The 18,972-nt window shown below is 54.3% G+C and carries 15 protein-coding genes and 1 tRNA gene; 9 read left to right on the plus strand and 7 right to left on the minus strand.

From position 1 onward, the window contains the following. On the plus strand, window positions 1–686 hold a 686-nt coding region (locus tag ACFE7X_RS22485; protein WP_375437930.1), incomplete at its 5' end, for an OmpA family protein. An 822-nt stretch (window positions 687–1,508) separates the two neighbouring features. Beyond that, window positions 1,509–2,357, plus strand: a complete 849-nt coding sequence (locus tag ACFE7X_RS22490) for an Ig-like domain-containing protein (protein ID WP_375437931.1) — start codon at window positions 1,509–1,511, stop codon at window positions 2,355–2,357. Window positions 2,358–2,464: 107 nt separating this feature from the next. On the opposite strand, the gene ACFE7X_RS22495 is transcribed toward ACFE7X_RS22490, so the two are convergent. The 4 genes from ACFE7X_RS22495 to ACFE7X_RS22510 form a co-directional block, all read right to left on the minus strand. Next, window positions 2,465–5,329 (minus strand): TonB-dependent receptor domain-containing protein, encoded by a 2,865-nt coding sequence (locus ACFE7X_RS22495; protein WP_375437932.1) that lies wholly within the window; start codon window positions 5,327–5,329, stop codon window positions 2,465–2,467. A 299-nt stretch (window positions 5,330–5,628) separates the two neighbouring features. Further along, window positions 5,629–6,606, minus strand: coding sequence for an MBL fold metallo-hydrolase (locus tag ACFE7X_RS22500; RefSeq protein ID WP_375437933.1), 978 nt, complete (start codon window positions 6,604–6,606; stop codon window positions 5,629–5,631). A 296-nt stretch (window positions 6,607–6,902) separates the two neighbouring features. Then, window positions 6,903–7,424: a hypothetical protein gene (locus ACFE7X_RS22505; RefSeq protein WP_375437934.1), complete on the minus strand. Its 522-nt coding sequence runs from the start codon at window positions 7,422–7,424 to the stop codon at window positions 6,903–6,905. Further along, the gene (locus tag ACFE7X_RS22510) at window positions 7,424–8,563 is read right to left on the minus strand and encodes a cystathionine gamma-synthase (protein WP_375437935.1); all 1,140 of its coding nucleotides are present in this window, start codon (window positions 8,561–8,563) and stop codon (window positions 7,424–7,426) included. The genes ACFE7X_RS22505 and ACFE7X_RS22510 overlap by 1 nt, the downstream gene beginning before the upstream one ends. Before the next feature lie 205 nt (window positions 8,564–8,768). Here ACFE7X_RS22510 and ACFE7X_RS22515 point away from each other — a divergent pair, with 205 nt between their 5' ends. The 3 genes from ACFE7X_RS22515 (at window position 8,769) to ACFE7X_RS22525 (ending at window position 10,659) form a co-directional block, all read left to right on the plus strand. After that, window positions 8,769–9,653, plus strand: a complete 885-nt coding sequence (locus tag ACFE7X_RS22515; protein WP_375437936.1) for a DUF2167 domain-containing protein — start codon at window positions 8,769–8,771, stop codon at window positions 9,651–9,653. Window positions 9,654–9,747: 94 nt separating this feature from the next. After that, complete coding sequence (locus tag ACFE7X_RS22520) at window positions 9,748–10,461, plus strand: TVP38/TMEM64 family protein (RefSeq protein ID WP_375437937.1); 714 nt, start codon at window positions 9,748–9,750, stop codon at window positions 10,459–10,461. 121 nt (window positions 10,462–10,582) lie between these two features. Beyond that, window positions 10,583–10,659, plus strand: a tRNA-Arg gene (locus ACFE7X_RS22525). Between the two features lie 448 nt (window positions 10,660–11,107). Here the strand turns inward: ACFE7X_RS22525 and ACFE7X_RS22530 are convergent. Both ACFE7X_RS22530 and ACFE7X_RS22535 read right to left on the minus strand, forming a co-directional pair. Beyond that, window positions 11,108–11,572 carry a hypothetical protein gene (locus tag ACFE7X_RS22530; RefSeq protein ID WP_375437938.1) on the minus strand — a complete coding sequence of 155 codons (465 nt, stop codon included), beginning with the start codon at window positions 11,570–11,572 and terminating at the stop codon, window positions 11,108–11,110. Between the two features lie 342 nt (window positions 11,573–11,914). Continuing rightward, complete coding sequence (locus tag ACFE7X_RS22535) at window positions 11,915–12,463, minus strand: efflux RND transporter periplasmic adaptor subunit (protein ID WP_375437939.1); 549 nt, start codon at window positions 12,461–12,463, stop codon at window positions 11,915–11,917. A 383-nt stretch (window positions 12,464–12,846) separates the two neighbouring features. Between ACFE7X_RS22535 and ACFE7X_RS22540 the strand changes: the two genes are divergently transcribed. From ACFE7X_RS22540 to ACFE7X_RS22555, 4 genes are all read left to right on the plus strand, one after another. Next, on the plus strand, window positions 12,847–13,377 hold the full coding sequence (locus ACFE7X_RS22540) for a TetR/AcrR family transcriptional regulator (protein ID WP_375437940.1): 531 nt from the start codon (window positions 12,847–12,849) through the stop codon (window positions 13,375–13,377). Between the two features lie 524 nt (window positions 13,378–13,901). After that, window positions 13,902–14,309 (plus strand): hypothetical protein, encoded by a 408-nt coding sequence (locus tag ACFE7X_RS22545; protein WP_375437941.1) that lies wholly within the window; start codon window positions 13,902–13,904, stop codon window positions 14,307–14,309. A 136-nt stretch (window positions 14,310–14,445) separates the two neighbouring features. Further along, window positions 14,446–15,459, plus strand: a complete 1,014-nt coding sequence (locus ACFE7X_RS22550; RefSeq protein ID WP_375437942.1) for an NAD(P)/FAD-dependent oxidoreductase — start codon at window positions 14,446–14,448, stop codon at window positions 15,457–15,459. A 94-nt stretch (window positions 15,460–15,553) separates the two neighbouring features. Then, window positions 15,554–15,880 carry a 2Fe-2S iron-sulfur cluster-binding protein gene (locus ACFE7X_RS22555; protein ID WP_375437943.1) on the plus strand — a complete coding sequence of 109 codons (327 nt, stop codon included), beginning with the start codon at window positions 15,554–15,556 and terminating at the stop codon, window positions 15,878–15,880. Window positions 15,881–16,203: 323 nt separating this feature from the next. On the opposite strand, the gene ACFE7X_RS22560 is transcribed toward ACFE7X_RS22555, so the two are convergent. Continuing rightward, the coding region (locus tag ACFE7X_RS22560; protein ID WP_375437944.1) for an ATP-binding protein at window positions 16,204–18,972 on the minus strand (2,769 nt) is incomplete at its 5' end.

Raw genomic sequence — 18,972 nt, forward strand, 5'->3', positions numbered from 1 at the left:
GCGAGACCGAAGCCGGTCCAGAGCCACAGCGCCACTTGGCTCGCCGCGAAGCCGAACTTGGGGAGCTAGACACCTCACTCAAGAAAAACCGCGCCGATATCGACAAGTTGAACGCCGACCTGCAAACCCGCGAAGCGCGCTTAGCCGAACTAGAGAAGGCCTTGGCTGAGAAAGATAAAGCCGTGAACGACCTGCGGGCCAGCGTTGCCAACGCCCTGCGCGGCTTCCAGGGCACCGACTTACAAGTTCGCATGAAGGACGGCAAAGTCTACGTGTCGCTCTCCGAGCAGCTTCTGTTTAAAACCGGCTCCACCAAAGTAGACCCCAAAGGCCAAGAGGCGCTCAAGCAACTAGCCGTTGCGCTCAAGGCCCAGCCCGACGTGAACGTGGTAGTGGAAGGCCACACCGACAACGTGCCCTTCAGCCGCCCCACTGCCGCCATGCAAGACAACTGGGACCTAAGCGTGCTACGCGCCACGGAAATAGCCCGTTTGCTGACCGTAGGTGGCATACCAGCCGCCCGCGTTACGGCTTCGGGCCGCTCGCAGTACGTCCCGGTGGCCGCCAACGACACGCCCGCCAATAAGGCGCTGAACCGTCGTACCGAAATTATTCTCACGCCTAAGCTCAACGAGTTGCTCAAGATCTTGGATAGCAACTCAACCACGCCGGCAGCTAGCAAGTAAGGAGCCAGCGTTTAGCATAACTTATCTATCATTTTTCAACTTATAAATTTCAAGGCCAACCTTTTAGGGTTGGCCTTACTCTTTTATACTGCGTAGCAGTTACATCCACTTCTTGTCCTACTCAAGCTTATGCCTACCTCTCTACTCTTCCGTTCTTTGCTTGCTGTAGGCCTCTGGTTAGGAACCTACCTAACTGCTAACGCCTCACACGTTTTAGGGGGCGACCTATCGTACACGTATATCGAAGGTTCTGCTTCGCAGTATCAAGTCCTGACTCGGATCTACGCTCGCGACCCCGGCAATGGTGTACCAGATCAGTCTTCTATTATATTAAACTGCGCGTTAAACGGGTGTTCAGGATCAACTCCTGGCAGCTTCTCCATGCGAGTCAACCGCATACAGCCTTCTTCTAGGCGACTGGGTTGTGCTGGCGCGGTGCTTTACTTAATAGGTGAATACGAAGCGGTAGTTACGCTCTCTCCAGGCCGATGGGAAATTAGCACTGTGTTGGAGAGTCGTAGTTACAGCAATAATTTGACAAACCCACTTACTAACGCTTTGTACCTGAGTGCTTTCTTAGATAATTCTAGTGGTCTGCAAAACTCGTCTCCCAGATTCACCTCTTTCACTTTGCCGTATCACTTGACCCTCAATCAGCCGTATCGATACAGCTTTAGTGCTTTCGAGCCCGATGGCGACTCGCTAGTGTACCGAGCGGTACAACCGGCTACTAGCTCTATATTGGCAGCGTCAAATTGTGGTATCCCCATTCAATATGCAACTTATCCGGCTGGCCAATTTCAGGACCCAGTTACTGGGCAAATGGTGTCTTATCCAGCCGGTCAATTCACCGTAGCATTTCCGATTTTGTCGTTTCAGGCAGTTAATGGCATGGCCGTCCCGCAGTATAATTTGAATGCTATCAACGGTGAGTTGCTTACGACACCTGTTACGCAGGTAGGAGATTATTCGGTGCCAGTACAAATAGATGAATATCGCCGCCTCAATGGCACCTGGACCCTGATTGGCCAGGTAACTCGCGACGTTCCCTACAGTGTGCTCAACCCCAGCATCAACCGTCACCCTACTATTAGCAGCCTACAGGTGGCAGGCGCCGCGGCCGCCCAGCCCGTTGACCAGGCTGTTGTGGTACGTCCCGGCCAAGCAGTATCGTTGACGCTTACTGCTACCGACCCGGATGCGGGCCAGACCCTACAGTTGAGCAGTGATGTAGCGGCGGTTATTCCGGGTGCTTCCTTTCAAGCGCAAGGCAACAACCAGGGAGTGCTTACCTGGCAAGTACCCGCTGCCCTCCCACTGGGCCGGTATACACTCGCCGTAACGGTAGCCGATAGTAACTGCCCACTGAACGGGTACGAGGTGCGCACCATCACCTTTCTGGTCTCCAACCAAATCTTGGCTACCCATGCCAGCCGCCCGCAGATACTGTCAGCGTACCCCCTGCCCTTCCACGACCGGGTGCAATTCACGCTCCCCACCGCCACCGTTCAACCCGTAATTATCACCGACAACTTGGGCCGCTTGGTCACGACGCTCAAGAGCCGTCCCGATGGCAGCGTAGAATGGCTTCCAGCGGCTGATGTAGCGGCAGGTACATATTTCGCCCGGTCCGCTAGCGGCGGCTACGTTTGCCGCCTGCTTCGACGGTAAAAACAGTTTTTTCGCTTAAAGCGAGGATCAAGTTCAAACAATATCAACAAGCAAAAGGCCGGTTCCCGCGTGGGAACCGGCCTTTTGCTTGTCATAAGAAACCACTCTTACTTAGTTGTTGGCAGCGTTACGCTCAGGCGGGCGAAGTAGAAGCCACCGTTGTAACCGAACTGATTGGGGTTGTAGATGGTCCGGCCGCGGTTGGTGTTGTCGAGGCTGGAGTTGTAGTTCAGCAGCGGATCGACAGAGAAGTTGTTGGGGTTGTTGCGAGCGTCGATTTTATACTTGTCAGGGTACACATCGAAGAGGTTGTTGGCCCCAACAGTCAGCCCGATTTCCTTTAGAAGCTGCACGCTCACGGTTAAGTCGGTTACCCATTTGGCTCCAAAGGTTTGGTCGATGGACGAGTAGAGAAAATTAGGGTTGCCGTCGGGGCTGCCGAGGCGCGCATCCTTGTATTCCACTGCCCCAAAGCGTACCGTGCGCACTTCAACGCCGAAGATGCCTACCGCGTAGCTAGCCGTCAGGTTGATTTTGCTGCGGGGCTGCGCAGTTTCTAGGCGGCCCCGCTGCTGCCGGTCGAACAAGGTGTTTTGCAAGTTGATTGCGCCTGGGGTCGGGTCGTTGTCGATGGTGGAGGAACTGCGGACCTGCTGCACTTCGGTTTTGTTGAAGTTAGCGGCTACCGTCAAGCCTAAGCGGCCTACGCCGAGGGGCAGCCGCTCATTGGCGACAATATCAATGCCGCGGGTGCGGGTGTCAACGGCGTTGGCAAAAAACTGCACCTGGCTCACGGGCAACGTACCCAGAATAGTGGCTACCGTAGGATTGGTGCGGCTGAACTGCGACGAAAGCACGATCCGGTCGTCGATGTCAATCTGATACGCATCTACGGTCAGCGTGAAGCTTTCCAACGCCCGCGCCGTCACGCCGAGACTATAGTTCACCGATTTTTCCTGCTTCAGGGCCGGAATACCGAAGCCCTGCTGCCCCGTTCCGCCTGCGGTGAAGCTGTTACGAACAATGGGGTTGTCGTTGTTCACGGTAAGGACCTGTTGCGCGTTGCCTTGCACAAACTGGGTGCTGGTGTTGGTGAAGTAGCGCTGTTGCAGCGAAGGAGCCCGGAAGCCATTGCCCACCGTTCCCCGCACAGCTAACTGCTCCAAGATGCTGTAGCGGGCCGAGAGCTTACCGCTCACGTTGGAGCCAAAGTCGCTGTAGCGCTCGGCGCGGCCGGCTACTCCTACCAGCAGCTTCTCGGTCAGGTCGCTTTCCAAGTCAATATAACCGGCCACATTGCTGCGCGAGCGGTCCACTTCATCGGAAGGCTGGTAACCTGGAAACACCTGCGCGCCCGCCGCGGCCGGCGTACCCGTTGAGGTCGGCGTGACGTTTACGCGACGGCCGCCGTACACATACGACCCAAGGTCACCAGCTTCGATCTGGTAGTTGTCGTTGCGATATTCGCCCCCAAAAGCTACGTTGAGGGTACTCAGGGCGGCTACGTCGGTGAAGCGCCGCGTGAAGTTCAGGTTGGTGGTGTTCTGACGGAAAGCAATGGTGCCCGCGTAGAAATTGGTGGGCGTATAGCCCACCAACGAGGCATTGAGGGTGTTGCTGATGTCGAAGCGGATTTCGTTGCGGCCGAAGGTGTTGCTCAAATCCACATCAAAACCCGCCACCGTAGTCCGCAACCCCGCAATAACCGATTGGTCGTCGATGGTGGTGTTGATGAAGGGCAGAAAACCGTTCGGATACAAGTTCAGGTCAACCTGCGTGACTTGGTTGGGCAGGCGGTAGAAACCGGCAGCTTTGCCGGTGCGGTGCGTGGCGCCAGCCGTTACGTAGGCTTCCAGCCCAATAGCTGGCAACAGCTTGTAGCCCGCATTCAAGAAGCCGCCAATGTTGCGCGACTCTGACTGCCCCAGGCGTAGGTTACGCCGGTCATAGCCGTTTTGCGCCACTAGCGCATCATCTTCAGCCTTTAGGGCGCGGCGCTCCGCCTCGGTATCGGCGGCAGTACCACCGGGGTAGTTGCCGCTGTTGCCGCCTAGGTAGATGAGGGGCGCCGTATCAACGCCGGAGCGGTTGGTGTAGCCTCGGTTGCTGAATTGCCCGCTCAAGTCCACGAAGCCGCGTCCGGCCAAGCCGATGCCCACGTTGGCGTCGGCTTGGTAGAGACGGCCGTCGCCCTCGTAGGTTTCACCCACGGTGCTCGTCGCCTGAATGCCCGTGGTATCGTCTTTGAGTTGAATATTGATGACGCCGGCAATAGCGTCGGAGCCGTACTGCGCCGCCGCCCCGTCGCGCAGCACCTCAATACGCTTGATGGAAGCGTTGGGAATCACGTTTAAGTCGGTGCCTACTGAGCCGCGGCCAACCGTGCCGTTGATGTTGACTAGGGCCGAGCTGTGCCGCCGCTTGCCATTGACGAGCACCAGCACCTGATCCGGACCCAAGCCGCGCAACGACGCCGGATCCACGTGGTCGGTGCCATCGGAAATAGCCTGCCGCGACGACTGAAACGAGGGCGCGACATACGTCATAATCTGGGCAACATCGGTTTGGGCGAAAGCCTTTATCTCGCGCGCCGAAATCACATCGACGGGCGACGTGGTGAGGATGTTGGAGCGGCCTTCCGTAGCGCGCGACCCGGTTACTACGACTTCGTTCAGGTCGGTGGCGGCATCAGCGAGGCGCACGTCAATAGTAGTTCGGCCATTCACGGGCACCTGCTGGCTGGCCGAGCCCACAGCAGAAAACACGAGGGTCGCCGCACCCGGCACCTCGATGCGGTAGCGGCCTTCCCCATCGGTGGAAGTGCCATTGGTGGTGCCTTGTTGCAGCACCGTCACGCCGGGCTGGGGTCCACCGGTTCCGCTTACACGGCCAGTTACGGTGATATTCTGGGCGAAGCCGGGTATCAGGACCAACAGAAAAAGTCCCAAGAACAGGAATAGATTTTTACTCATACAAACGGTGGTAAAGGTTGAAGTAAAGGGTCGGGGACGCAGTTACCGGCGTCTATGTGCAGCACTAAGGTCAATCGGCCTCTTCCGGAAGGCACCGGATTTTGTCTAATGTAGCCACAGTATTTTAATACCGCGCACTTCCCTGGGTGCAGTCCAAGAAATTTCATTGCCAAGTTGGAATTGCCAGCAACTTCGCTCTGCGCTACCGCACATACTCAACGAATCCCGCAGGCGGAGGCTTCGCGTATTACAGGCTCGACGCCAATTCAAGCATCGGAATCATTTCTAGGTGAAACAACCTAGCGCCACCAGTACGTCGGCAGCGGCCCATCCGCTACGTTGACGCGTTGCCCTGGCGCGGGCAGCAGCAAGGGTGTGTTGGGACCAGCAGCTTCCACTAAACTGTCGGCAGGCTCGTGCCAACTATGAAAAGCCAGGTTGAAGGTAGCCCAGTGCAAGGGCAACAAGGCTCCACCGCCCAGGGCCTGATGTGCCACTAGTGCCTCATTGGGGCCCATATGGATAGCGGCCCACTGGTTGTCATAAGCGCCTATTTCCAGCATCACTAAGTCGAAAGGCCCGTAGGCTGCCCCAATTTCCAGGAAGCCCGTTTCAAACGGGCCGGAGTCGCCGCCAAAAAAAGCCCGATGGGCCGACCCGATGATACACCAGGAAGCCCAAAGGGTGTTGTCGCGGGTGAGGCCGCGGCCGGAGAAGTGCCGAGCAGGCGTAGCAACCAGCGTGTGCTCTGCCCCGACTGCAATTTCCTGCCACCAGTCCAGCTCGTGAACCTGGGCCGCGGCCACCCCCCAACGGCGCAGGTGGTTTCCTACCCCCAATGGGCAGAAAAAAGGGGTGCCCTGGCGGGCCAGCACTCGAATGGCGTCTTTGTCGAGGTGGTCGTAGTGGTCGTGAGAAAGAAGTACGCCATCAAGCGGCGGCAACTCCGAGAGAGGCAACGGAGGCGCAAAGAACCTCTTTGGGCCTAAAGCTACCGGCGAGGCCCGCAACCGCCAGACTGGGTCGGTAAGAAACCGTTTACCATCAAGCTCTAAGAGCGTGCTGGAATGTCCGAACCAAGTCACGCGCAATGCTTCTGCCGGTACAGGCTCGGCCAAAACCGTCGCGTCGGCTTGAAACGGACCTAGTGGCCGGCGTGGCACCCGCTCTTCTTTGCCCAGGAATTGTCGGCGCAACATTAGCCCGTAATCCGAGGACATGGTGGTGGGCACGGTGTTCAGATACTTTTTGCCGTCGAAGCGGGAAGGAGTTTTCATGAGGAAGTAAACGAAGTAGACTAGGAGACGAAGCTCTTACTGCGTTTCAACGGGGACGAATGAGTTGCTGATTTATTTTGTGACTACAATCAACTGCGGTTACGCACCGAATTGGCTGCCTGAAAACAGGGTTTTCTGAGGCAGCAAAAGCTACTTTGCAGCATCCTGGGCAACTTACTGCGTAACAGCCATACTTAAACGGGCAGTGGCGCCACTGTTTTCCGCTGCTAATGCAGCGAAAAGCCGCCTGCTCATCACTGAACAGGCGGCTTTTTGATTACTTGAATCAGACCAGTTCACCAAGGCATTTTCAGCGCGTCCTCTAGCTTGGTAAAGGCTCCGAACCGGACCTTTCCCCGGCTGTAGCGCAGTGTGCCCCGCGGTATAGCGTGCGCGGCAGCTATCACTTCGCGAAAAGCCGTTTTGTTGGGGGCGCTTTCCAGTCCCAGGAATTCAGCCGGAAATGCCGTGGCGCCGCTGTTCAACGGTCCGGGAATAAGATAGAGGCCGGTCAATTTCCAGACCTCACCAACTCGAATGGCCCGGATCTTCATCCGTCCGGCCACTGTCTGGGACGAGGCCTGCACGCGCGTTGTCAGCAGGCCTCGGGTCTTATCTAAACTATCGAGCACAAATCCGTGGGTAGCCAGGTGGTGACGAAGCTGCGTAAGCACAGAATCCGAGCTAGTGGCGGTTTGCACCAGCACAGTATTGGCCCGGCCGAAAGGCACATCTGGTTCTTTCGGCCGCTGGGCTGCGGCAGAAAACTTACCTCCAAGCAGCAAGCCAAGACTTCCTACAAGCCAGTACTTCCGCATTAGCCAATAGCTTGCCGCAGGTCCTCAAGTAGATCTTCGATATCCTCGATGCCCACGCTTAACCGAATCAGGGAGTCGGAGAGGCCGGCTTTGCGACGCTCTTCCACCGGGATGCTAGCATGGGTCATACTGGCCGGGTGCCCGGAGAGGCTTTCGACCCCACCCAGGCTTTCAGCTAGGGTAAACAATTCCAGCTTTTCGAGCACGGCCACGGCATCTTCCATTTTGTCGCCCTTCAGCACGAAGGAAATCATGCCTCCGAAGTCGCGCATCTGACGAGCAGCGGCTTCATGGTTTGGATGATCGGGGAAGCCGGGCCAGAATACCCTTTCCACTTTCGGATGAGCTTTCAGATATTCCGCTACGGCACGGCCATTTTCGCAATGACGCTGCATACGAATGTGTAGCGTTTTGAGGCCGCGTAGTACCAAAAAGCAGTCTTGCGGGCCGGGGGTGCCGCCGCAGGCATTTTGCAGGAAACGCAGGCGCTCATGCAGTTCGTCTTCCTTCACTACAATAGCTCCCATCACCACGTCGGAGTGGCCGCCCATGTACTTGGTTAAGGAGTGCATCACCATATCGGCGCCTAGGTCCAGCGGAGTTTGCAGGTAGGGCGTCGAGAACGTATTGTCAACTACCAGCAGCGCGCCGGCCTTTTTGGCCACTGCCGCCGCGGCCGCAATATCAATTACGTTGAGCAGCGGGTTGGTCGGCGTTTCCACCCAAATCAGCCGGGTACGCTCGGTCACGGCAGCTTCCACGGCTTGCATGTCGTGCATGGGCACAAAATGAAACTTGATGCCGTAGTTGGCAAATACCTTGGTAAATATGCGGTAGGAGCCGCCGTACAGGTCGTTGGTGCTGATTACTTCGTCGCCGGGCTGCAACAGCTTCACAATGGCGTCGATGGCAGCCATGCCGGAGGCAAAGGCGAGGCCGTGTTTGCCATTTTCCAGTGCAGCTACTGCGTTTTGGAGCTGCGTGCGGGTGGGATTGTGCGTGCGGGAGTACTCGTAGCCTTTGTGGTCGCCGGGCGAGCGTTGCACATAAGTCGAGGTTTGATAGATGGGCGTCATAATAGCCCCGGTTTCGGGGTCAGGATGCACGCCGGCATGAATAGCTTTGGTTCCGAATTTCATGTAGGGTCTTACGAGTCTAGAGTAGGTGGGTGAGCGAGGCAGCAAAGGTAAAAGTCTTTTGCGCGGTCTTTACAACAAGCAACATGAGCAGATAGCTCGGTGTCGGAATATTTATTTCAATTAGCAAGTTTTCTTATGCCTGAGCTTTATCGGTCTATTCATATCTTGTTGATAAAATTATGTTCATTTTCTACCAATTATCCGCTTGAAAAAACTTCTACTATGCATAGCTTTTGCAGGCATCCGTCTCGCCTCTTTTGCTACCCCCACGCCGCCTGATTCTGTTGAGGACCGCGAACAGGTCTACATCGATTCGGTGCAAGCCACGCTGCACTACCAAACCGGACACATCAGTTTCCCTAATAACCTGGGCTCCCTCGATGTTCCTAAAGGTTTCCGTTATCTCGATGCCCGTCAAAGCGAATATGTGCTAACCAAGCTTTGGGGCAATCCTACTGGCGAATCACTCGGTATGCTATTTCCAGCCGACCGAGGCCCACTGGACTACAACAACTGGGCTTTCGCCCTAGAGTACGATCCGTCGGGCTATGTTGAAGACGATGATGCCGCCGACATCGACTACGACGATTTGCTGAAGGAGATGCAGGACGACACCGAAGAAGGCAACGCCGAGCGCGAAGCGGCTGGCTTTGGGCGTGTCATGCTAGTAGGGTGGGCATCCAAACCCTACTACGATGCCAAGCTCAACGTGCTGCACTGGGCCAAGGAGTTGCGCTTCAGTGGCACTCCCACGACCACACTCAACTACAACGTGCGCCTGTTAGGTCGCAAGGGGGTATTGAACCTCCAAGCTATTGGGGAAATGACGCAGCTGCCAGAAATTCGTAGCACCATTCCGGCCGTTATCGAAAGTGTGGAGTTGGCTAAAGGGCAGCAATACGCCGACTTCAACCCCGAACTTGACGAGGTAGCGGCTTATGGCATTGGCGGGCTCGTAGCAGGAAAAGTGCTTGCTAAAGTTGGCTTCTTGGCGTTGGCGGCCAAGTTTTGGAAGATTATCCTGGCGCTGGTTGCAGGCTGCGGAGCTGCTATCCGTCGTTTCTTCGGCAGCAAAATCACTAATGACTAAGTTACTGACGCCGCTAGCGTAGCCTTCCGCGTCGTTCTTACGTTCTTACCTTCGGGCCGGCCGCACAGAGCCGGCCCGATTGCTTTCAATGCCTATGGTTTTTCTCCGCGAGCTTTTTCAAAAGAACGCCTCCACCCTGCTTTCCATGTTTCTGCTGGTGGCACTACCCGTGGTGGGCAGTTCCTCGCTCAGTTATGTGCTCTACCGCAACCAGGCGCTGCTAGAGCACCTGACGTTAGGTCAAAGCCTGCTTTACTTCGGCATTATTGCCTGCACTATGGCTTTTGCCATCACGCCTACCACGTTTGTAGCCTTAGTCACGGGCTTTTATCTGGGTTGGACAGGCTTGGCGGGTATGGTGCTAGCCTACGCACTGGCTGCGCTGGTGGGCTACCAAGTAGCCGCCTCCCTCGACCACGGTAAAATGTTGCAATTTCTCCATCATTTTCCTAAAGCCGAAGCTGTTATGCGCGAACTCAAGCACGACAGTTGGCAGCTCATTATTCTGACGCGCATCTCGCCGGTACTTCCCTTTGCCCTGATGACGTTCGTGCTGGCTGTGATGCGTGTAGACCGACGGCGCTTTTTGTTGGCTTCGGTGATGGGAATGTTGCCGCGGAGCTTATTTTTCTACTGGCTTGGTACTAAAGCCCAGGACGTATTCTCTCTCCTACAAGACCCTGATACCGGCACAGCCGGCAAGCTACTTGTGATCGGGCTAGTGGCTATTTCTTTATTTGGTCTTTACTTCTTATTCAACCGCGCCCTCAAGCGAGCTTTGAGCGGTAGTGCGGGTAAAGAGCAGTAAAAATTTAAAACTGACTTTCAACAGCTTGCAGTGTAATAAGCAAGAATTTCAATCTAAATGCGCTACCAAGCTTGCCGAACTAGAATTTAAGCTGTTATCTTTGTGCTCCGCAAAGGAAAATGGTTGTGTAGCTCAATTGGATAGAGCATCTGACTACGAATCAGAAGGTTTAAGGTTCGACTCCTTACACGACCACCAAAAAGCCCCTCAGCAGCATGCTAGGGGCTTTTTTGTTTCTATAGCACAAGCTATGAACCACAGGTTATGAACACGCGGCGGATACGCTCAGGCTATGAGGGTAAATACTGTATCTAATGCTGTGTCAAATTTCAAGCTAGCACTTGTTTAACTTCAATTGCTACTGGTGCTTCACTGAGTTGATTGTCAACGACATTCTCGTTTCGCACCAAGATTGCCCATATAGCGGCTGGCAGCCACCCAACGATGGTTGCTTGTAGGAAAGTACACAGAATGCCTTTGTATAAATGACCAGTTAGTATTAAACTGAGGCCGGGAAGTAACAAAGCTAAAAGCATATAAAACGAGAGGTAAAATTCTGCTTGCAACCTACAAAATTATATAATGTTTATAAAATGCAATTATATACTTGTCTGCATAATCAGCAGGAAATAGAGTTCATCGTCTACTAAGAAAGCAATTTGGCTTGGTGGGCAGCACTAATAATAGCAGGTGCGTTTTTGAGGGTTGCTAACACCACTTCTTTCGCGGCCTGCTTTAACTCGTCTTTGCTTATATCCCGTGTTTCTTCCAGCACTAAGTCGCCCATTGTTTTGAAGGCTACTAGCAAGGCCTTCCGCTTTGGTCTTTCGTCCTTTAGTTGCTCGTAAACAAGAGCAATTTGAGCGTTAATCTTGAGTCGCCGGGTGTGAAAAACCGATTCGTTCGTTACGAGAGGCTGTATAGTTTCGAGTAGCTGCACCAATGGTAGCAGTTTAGTTGCAGTTGATACCACGGCTCCACTCAATTTGTGGCGCTTGCTGCTAGTAGCAACCACGTTGAGTTCAACGGAGCCTACTGCCTCAGAGCTAATGACAGTATTGGCATCATCGTACGTTGGCTCTGGTTGCGTTTGATTTATTTCTAAGCTCATGCTATAAATATAGAATGCACAAGGTTGTCTCCTCTAAGTACTTGTTAAGTATTACCTTACTTATTGAGATGCATAGTTAAAAAACAACTGCGCAGCTTTAGATACATGGTGGCCAGCATGCGCCGAATAGTATCGAACAACTGGTTTGCCACCGCTTAATCTTCATCAAACGAGTGGCTGGCCACAGGGAAAAGCTTTGGCTATAATGGTCAGGTTCTACTAGTACGTAGGTAGTGACCTAGGAAATAGAAGAGCAAAGCTTCACGTAGTCGAACAGCTAAGGTAGGAGGCTTGAAACCGAATGAAACCGAAAATCTACAGTGCGACTTGGCAGGCCACTTCTTAGTTATCAGCTACCTCAAACGGGGATGTGGACGCTGATCCGATACTAACTATCGTACTGGAATCGGTGACGTAGCTACCAGCAGGGGCTGGTATGCGGGCCACAACACCATCAACTGGCGCCTGAATGAATACAAATGTTACCAGTTTGGGCGCAGTTGCCAGTTTTTGGCGGGCCGCTACCATTTGCTTGTAGGCCTGCTCCACTGCTTGCGTTGGAACTAGTTCTGGTTTAGTGCCGAGCAGTTGGCTGTAGTGCTGTTTGGCTCGTTGGAATTCGTTTTCGGCCTGCTGCTGGCTTACAGTGTGCAACGGTACAAGTAGTTTAGCCAGCACCTGACCACGCTTTATATGGCTGCCACTTTGCACGTACACTGTCCAAACCCGGCCCACCGTAGCAGCCGGCAGGTGGCGCAATGGACCGACAACAGGAGTTGGAGCCAGCATTTCCACTTCGGCAGTGACACGCGGGCACCCCTGTGATAGAATGGCTCCGGCGGCAAGAGTAACGCCAGTTAGAGATACCAAGAATAAGGTTCTAGTTTTCATGATGCTGATGCTGTGGACACTAACAGAAAAAGTGTGAGTGCTGGAAACTCTCCCGTTGCTCATCAGCAACCGGCGCTCCGATTGGTAGACGGATCAGAGCAGCAGAAACCTTGTTTTTTCAAGTACTTTTTTCTTACATATCAGCAATCTGTTTCAACACTTACAGAAAATAATAAGCGCGTACTTGCCTCCGGCGATTGAAAGCTGCTCTGCAAATCAGTTACTTATCTTTTCATCAACAATACAATGGAAGCTCGAGCGTACGCTACCAAGGTGCCGCTTTAGGCTTCCCCCGCATAAGTTGGACTTCCGAGACCCGCCCCGGCGGGCATATCCCGCAGCGGAAGTGTACACATCCAAATGTTGCGCTTTACCTTTAGGCCATGAACCGCAAACAACTTATTGCTCAGGCAGCCTTGCAACTGTTCGCGGAGAGAGGATTCGAGAATACCTCTACAGCGTTGATTGCGAAGGCTGCTGAAGTATCAGAAGCTCTTATTTTCAAGCATTTCGGCAACAAAGACCATTTGCTCGACTACATCATCCGCAGCGGCTACAAGCGCATCATTGAGCAAGGCCGCGGACGGCTGCCTGAGAATGCGCCACTGGAGCTGATTTACCGAATTATCGACTTGCCTTACACGCTGGTGCAGGAAGAGCCTGCCTTTTGGAAGCTGCAAAATCGATTGGTCGATGTAGCAGTGGCGCGCACCCAACATGAGCGGTTTTTGCAGCCCTTGCCAGGTTTGCTCACCACCGCTTTCCAGCAACTAGGCTATCAGCAACCCGAAAAGGAAGCTCGCTTGTTGATGCTGCTTGTAGAGGTACTTTGGAAGAGTCTGGCCACACAGGACCACGCGGATATTCCAGAAATGTTGGCCTTTATCAAAACCAAGTACGAGCCCCAAGCCTAAGCCATTAGCTTGCATGAGCAATTCGCAGAATCTATTCAGCTACAATCCAGATTGTTGCGTGTGAATTGCGGTGTGCCGACTAAAGCAGTTAATTGCTGCTGTTAGGTGAGCGGCTTCGGTCCTACCGCGACGAGACGGAAGATTCTGCCTTTTTAAGGTTGCGTCTAGGCATTCTGGTTGTGAAGCACCCGAATCAGCTTTCTTCGCTTAGCTCCGCTTCTCGTACCGCGAATAAGTAATCAGGGCGAAGCCATGGTAAACCATGGTTCTCGCTATAAGGCTGTTATAAATTGCTCGGCACAAACACTAAAGATTACATAAAATAATTATATCTATACCTTGTACAAAATTTTAAACTAACACGTCAATCACTGATAGAACAAGTCTGCAAATTAATTACCAAGTGTCTGAAAAACTGCATTTTAATACACTATTTACCTGATAATCCTTGGTTATCAAGTGTGATACTCCTTGAATTTAATTATGACAGAATCTGTTATTTATACAAATACGATACACAGTAAATGATCTTAGTTGCTTTTCATTTAGAGTACCAGATTACGGTAGACGAAGACCGTAACCGGGTTACGTGTGAGCGGTTTGAAGAACTAAGTTTGGCTATTGATTTGCCTTTCTTCTTGAGCGACTGGCAACGGGCTCTATCGTATATGAAGGTCAACTTCACTGTGCTCTGCGATGCGCGCTGTAGAATTGGACCTAATGTGCGGCTGATGCCCCTTTACCTACGCTTGCATCACCTTTGGCTAGAAGCCCATGTTGGGATAGTGGCGGAAGTCCACCCAACGGTTTTTAATATGCAGCAAATCAGCAGGGTGCTGCGGGAGCAGACGAAGCTGCCGGTGCAACTGTTTACCGACCGGGCGGAAGCCGAGGCTTTTCTGGATAATTTCCGTTTGGGCTTGGCGGCCTGAGTCACAAAGCCGGTGCAGGGTTGGGGCGGGCTGCCTATCTTTGTAGCCGTATATACGGTTAATCCCAACGTTTTGGGGACTTTGCGTGTTACGTACGGGGCCTCGGCCACCGTTTGTTTGTTCTCACTTTTCGCTGATGAATTCCATTTCCACCGATATCTGTATTATCGGGGCCGGTCCTGTGGGGCTGTTCGCCGTATTTGAAGCCGGATTGCTGAAATTGCGCTGCCACGTGGTGGACGCACTGCCCCAAGTAGGCGGGCAGCTTTCCGAGATTTACCCTAAGAAGCCGATTTACGACATTCCGGGGTTTCCCGACATTCTAGCCGGCGACTTGGTTCGCAACCTGATGCGCCAGATCGAGCCTTTCCATCCCACGTTCACCCTCGGCGAGCGGGTGGAGCGTTTTGCCAAGCTCGAAGATGGCTCGTTTCAGCTCTTCACCACCGACGGCACCGAAATCATGTGCAAGGCCATTGCTATTGCCGGTGGCCTAGGTTCTTTTGAGCCCCGCAAGCCCGCCATTGAGAGCCTGGAAAGCTATGAGAGTGGCAAAGGCGTGTTCTATATGGTGCGCGACCCCGAAACGTTCCGCGACCAGCGCCTCGTCATTGCTGGCGGTGGCGACTCGGCCCTCGACTGGACTATCTTCCTGGCCGACGTAGCCAAGGAGGTAACGCTCGTGCACCGCGGCACCACCTTCCGCGGCGCCGCCGACTCGGCCGAAAAGGTGAAAGCTTTGCACGAAGCCGGCCGGGCCCGCCTCGTACTGAGCAGCAACGTAACGCACGTGCACGGCAACGGCAAGCTCAATGCCGTGACCATCACCGCCAACGATGGCACCGCCGAAATGCTGGATGTGGATTCGTTTATCCCGCTGTTTGGCCTCACCCCTAAGCTTGGTCCGATAGAAGATTGGGGCTTGGAGCTGGAAGATAACGCCGTGAAAGTAAACACAGTGGACTACTCCACATCGGTGCCGGGCATCTTCGCCATTGGTGATATCAACACGTATCCTGGCAAGCTGAAGCTGATTTTGTGCGGCTTTCACGAAGCGGCCCTCATGTGCCAGGGGGCCTTTAAGTACATCAATCCCGATAAGAAGTACGTGCTCAAGTACACCACTGTCAACGGGGTACCAACACTGTAATCCGTTACCAGTTGTGCGTTGTTGGTTGCGGTTCACTCAATGGGCCATTTCAGCACCTGACAACGCACAACTGGCAACTGACAACCGAAAAAATATGACCGACGAAGTACGCGTTTACGTGGAGGAAGCCCCTGGGCAGCGCACGGAAGTGGTAGGGCCTACTGATATGGGCTTGAATTTGATGGAGTTGCTGAAAGCCAGCGGCTACGACATTCAGGCTACGTGTGGCGGTATGGCCTTGTGTGGCACTTGCCACATTGAGGTGCTCGGCGGCCCCGACTTAGACGAACCCGGCGACGATGAAATGGCCATGCTGGAAAGCTTGCCCGTCTTGAGTTCCGGCAGCCGTCTATCCTGCCAGATTCGCATTACTGAGCAACTCGATGGATTGGTGTTGCGCCTGATGCCGCAGACCGCTTAAGCTCTAATCTGAACCTTATCAGGGCGTTGCAAGCTTCAAGCACACTACTTCCTGCTTGGTTTGCTGTTCTCGAAGTACCTACCGCAGCCTAGCAGGCTGCGGTTTTTTGTTGCTGACTTGCAAGCAGCAACGGAGCGGGCTTCCTATTATCTACTTTCCACACCGAGCCTCAGCTAACCAGGCTGTGTCTGAAAAGTCACAAACCAATCTTCTGTCATTCCGAGTGAGGCGAGGAATCTGGGAATACCGCCTGGGAGTAGCCTCTAGATTCCTTGCTCCGCTCGGAATGACAGTTGAAGAGCACTTCTCCGACAAAGCCTAATTTAGGCGCTTTCACTGAGCAAGTTGGCGGATTTGCTGGCGGCGCGGTGCTGCTTGGCATACTCGGAAGGCGACATGCTGTAGGTTTTTTGGAACATCTTCCGGAAGTTTTTGCTGTCGTCGATACCTACCTGGGCGGCTACTTCCGTGATGCGCAACTGCGTATCGGCTAAGAGCTGGGCGGCGCGTTTCATGCGCACATCCCGAATAAACTCGACTACCGACTGGCCGGTAATGCTTTTGAGGCGGCGGTAGAACACCGACTGGCTCATGCCCATTTCCCGCACCAGCAACGGCACCGTAAATTCCGATTCTTCGAGGTGTGCTTCCACGATGCGTAAGACGCTTTCCAGGAACACCTTATCGGCGTCGGGCATGTTTATTTCGGATGGCTGGAGCAGGGCTTGGCGCTGGTAATAGTCGCGCAGCTTGTGGCGGTTGTGCAACAGCGACGCTACTTTGGCTTGCAGGAGCTTCGGGTTAAAGGGTTTGCTGCAATAGTCGTCGGCGCCGGTTTCCAGGCCCTCTTGCTCGTGCATAGCCGCCGTGCGGGCCGTGAGCAGCAGAACGGGAATGTGCATGGTTTTCGGACTCTGCTTGATTTTCTGGCACAGCTCCAACCCATTGCTGCGGGGCATCATAATGTCGCTGATAATTACATCAGGGAGCAGGGCCAGAGCCTTTTTCCAGCCTTCGGCACCATCGGCGGCCACCGTTACGTCGAAAGCCGGCTCGAATAGTTGCCGCAGATACGCGCGCATCTCCTCGTTGTCTTCTACCACGAGCAATTGCCCGGCCCCATCTGGTAGCGCCGGGGCCGGCGTGAAGGCGGCATCCTGCTCGGCTTCCATAAAAACGGCGGGCGTAAACGTGGTTTCTCCCGGCGCAGACGATACTTCCGTAACCAAATCCGCCGCGGCCAGGTGCCCACTGCCAAACGGCAACCGCACCGTGAACGTGGTGCCTGCTCCCACCTGGCTTTGCACGCTCACTTCCCCGGCGTGCCGCTCCACCAACTGCTTTACCAACGATAAGCCGATGCCGGTACCAACCATGCGCAGGGTGTCGGTGTGGGAAGCTTGGTAATACATATCGAAGATGCGGTCCAGGTCGGTAGGCTTCATACCGACGCCCCAATCCCGCACTTCAATTTCCAGGTAATTGTCTTGCAACTTTTGCTGTTGAAGCAGGCCTTCGTGTTCCGGATTGCCGACGACAGTTACCGTCAGCTGAATTTTGCCGCCTTCCTGGGTGTACTTGAAAGCATTGGCCAAGAGGTTGGTTAGCACGATTTCCAACTGCCGAGAATCGAAATACAGCGGTACAGCCTCCGTAGGAGCTACCAGCGTGTACTCTACCTGCCGCTCTTCCGCCTTCAGTTTGAAGATGACGAAGATTTCGGTTAGGAACCCAACCACGTCGTTGCAACTGGCGCGCAGCGGAATATGACCCGATTCCACTTTGCGAAAGTCCAGCAATTGGTTGACCAAGCCGAGAAGTTTGCGCGTCTGTCGGTGCATAAGCAGCACTTTATCTTTCAACCCACCGAGTTGCCCGGCCACGCTCATCAGTTCTTCCATGGGTGCCAGGATCAGGGAAAGTGGCGTTCGTAGCTCGTGCGAAACGTTGGTAAAGAAATCCAGCTTCAGCGTAAGCACTTCCTTTTCCTTGGCTACTTGAAAACGGTCGAGAGTTAGTTGGTTTTGCGCGGCCTGCTGTTGCATTTCCATGCGGCGGTACAGCGCCAGCGCCCCCAGTATGCCGGCCGCGTACAGCACGTAGGCCCACCAAGTGCGCCACCGGGGCGGCAGCACCGTCAGGTGCAGCGTGGCCGGCTGCTTCGACCAAATACCGTCGCCGTTGCTGGCTTTCACGCGCAACGTGTAGTCGCCGGCGGGCAAGTTCGCGAAGCTGGCCGTGCGCTGACCGGGCGGAATCTGGATCCAACGGTCGTTGTAGCCTTCCAGCAGGTAGGCGTAGCGGTTCTTGCCCGGATTGGCGTAGTTCAAGCCCGTAAAATCGAGTGCGAAATCATTTTCGGCATCTTTGATTTCAATCTTTTGCAGCCGGGCAATGGTGAGCGGCAACAGTACCCGGTTGTTGATTACCTCGCCCACCGCCACCGGCCGGCCCGCCAGGCGCAACCCGGTGATGCGGACATCGGGCGGGAAAGGATTCGGCAGAATGGTTTCGGGCTTGAAGTAACTGATGCCATTGATGCCGCCGAAATACAAGGTGCCGTTGCGGCTACGATACGCCGAACCGACCTTGAACGAATAATTCTGCAATCCATCGGCAGCATCGTAGTGCAAATACTTTCGAGTGGTCGGGTTAAAGCAGTAGAGGCCCCCACCGCCAATCCAGAGGTTGCCTTTCTCGTCGGTCAGGAGGCTTTCGATGTCGGTTTCGGGTAGCCACTGGCTGTAGCGCCGGATAATTTCCCGGCCTTGGGCATCGGTACGAAGTTGGTGCAACCCACCCCCAATGGACCCAATCCAGAGGGTACCCTGCCGGTCTAGCAGCAGCGGGCAAGCGTAGTTCACTTGCAGACTGTTACGGTCTTCACTGTTGTACTGAAAATGCCGCAGCAGGGCCAGGGAGTCGGGCAGTAGGCGCAGTTTCAGCAGGCCGGCATTGCGGGTACTGGCCCATAGCACGTCCTGCCGACGGTCGTAGAGCAGATACGTAAACTTGTCTGTGGGCCGGTTAGTGTTTTGGGTGCGGTAGGCTTTGAGAAAACGGCCGTGCTGGTCGAACCGAACTAAGCCTGG

Source organism: uncultured Hymenobacter sp., from assembly GCF_964242765.1.
Lineage (GTDB): Bacteria > Bacteroidota > Bacteroidia > Cytophagales > Hymenobacteraceae > Hymenobacter.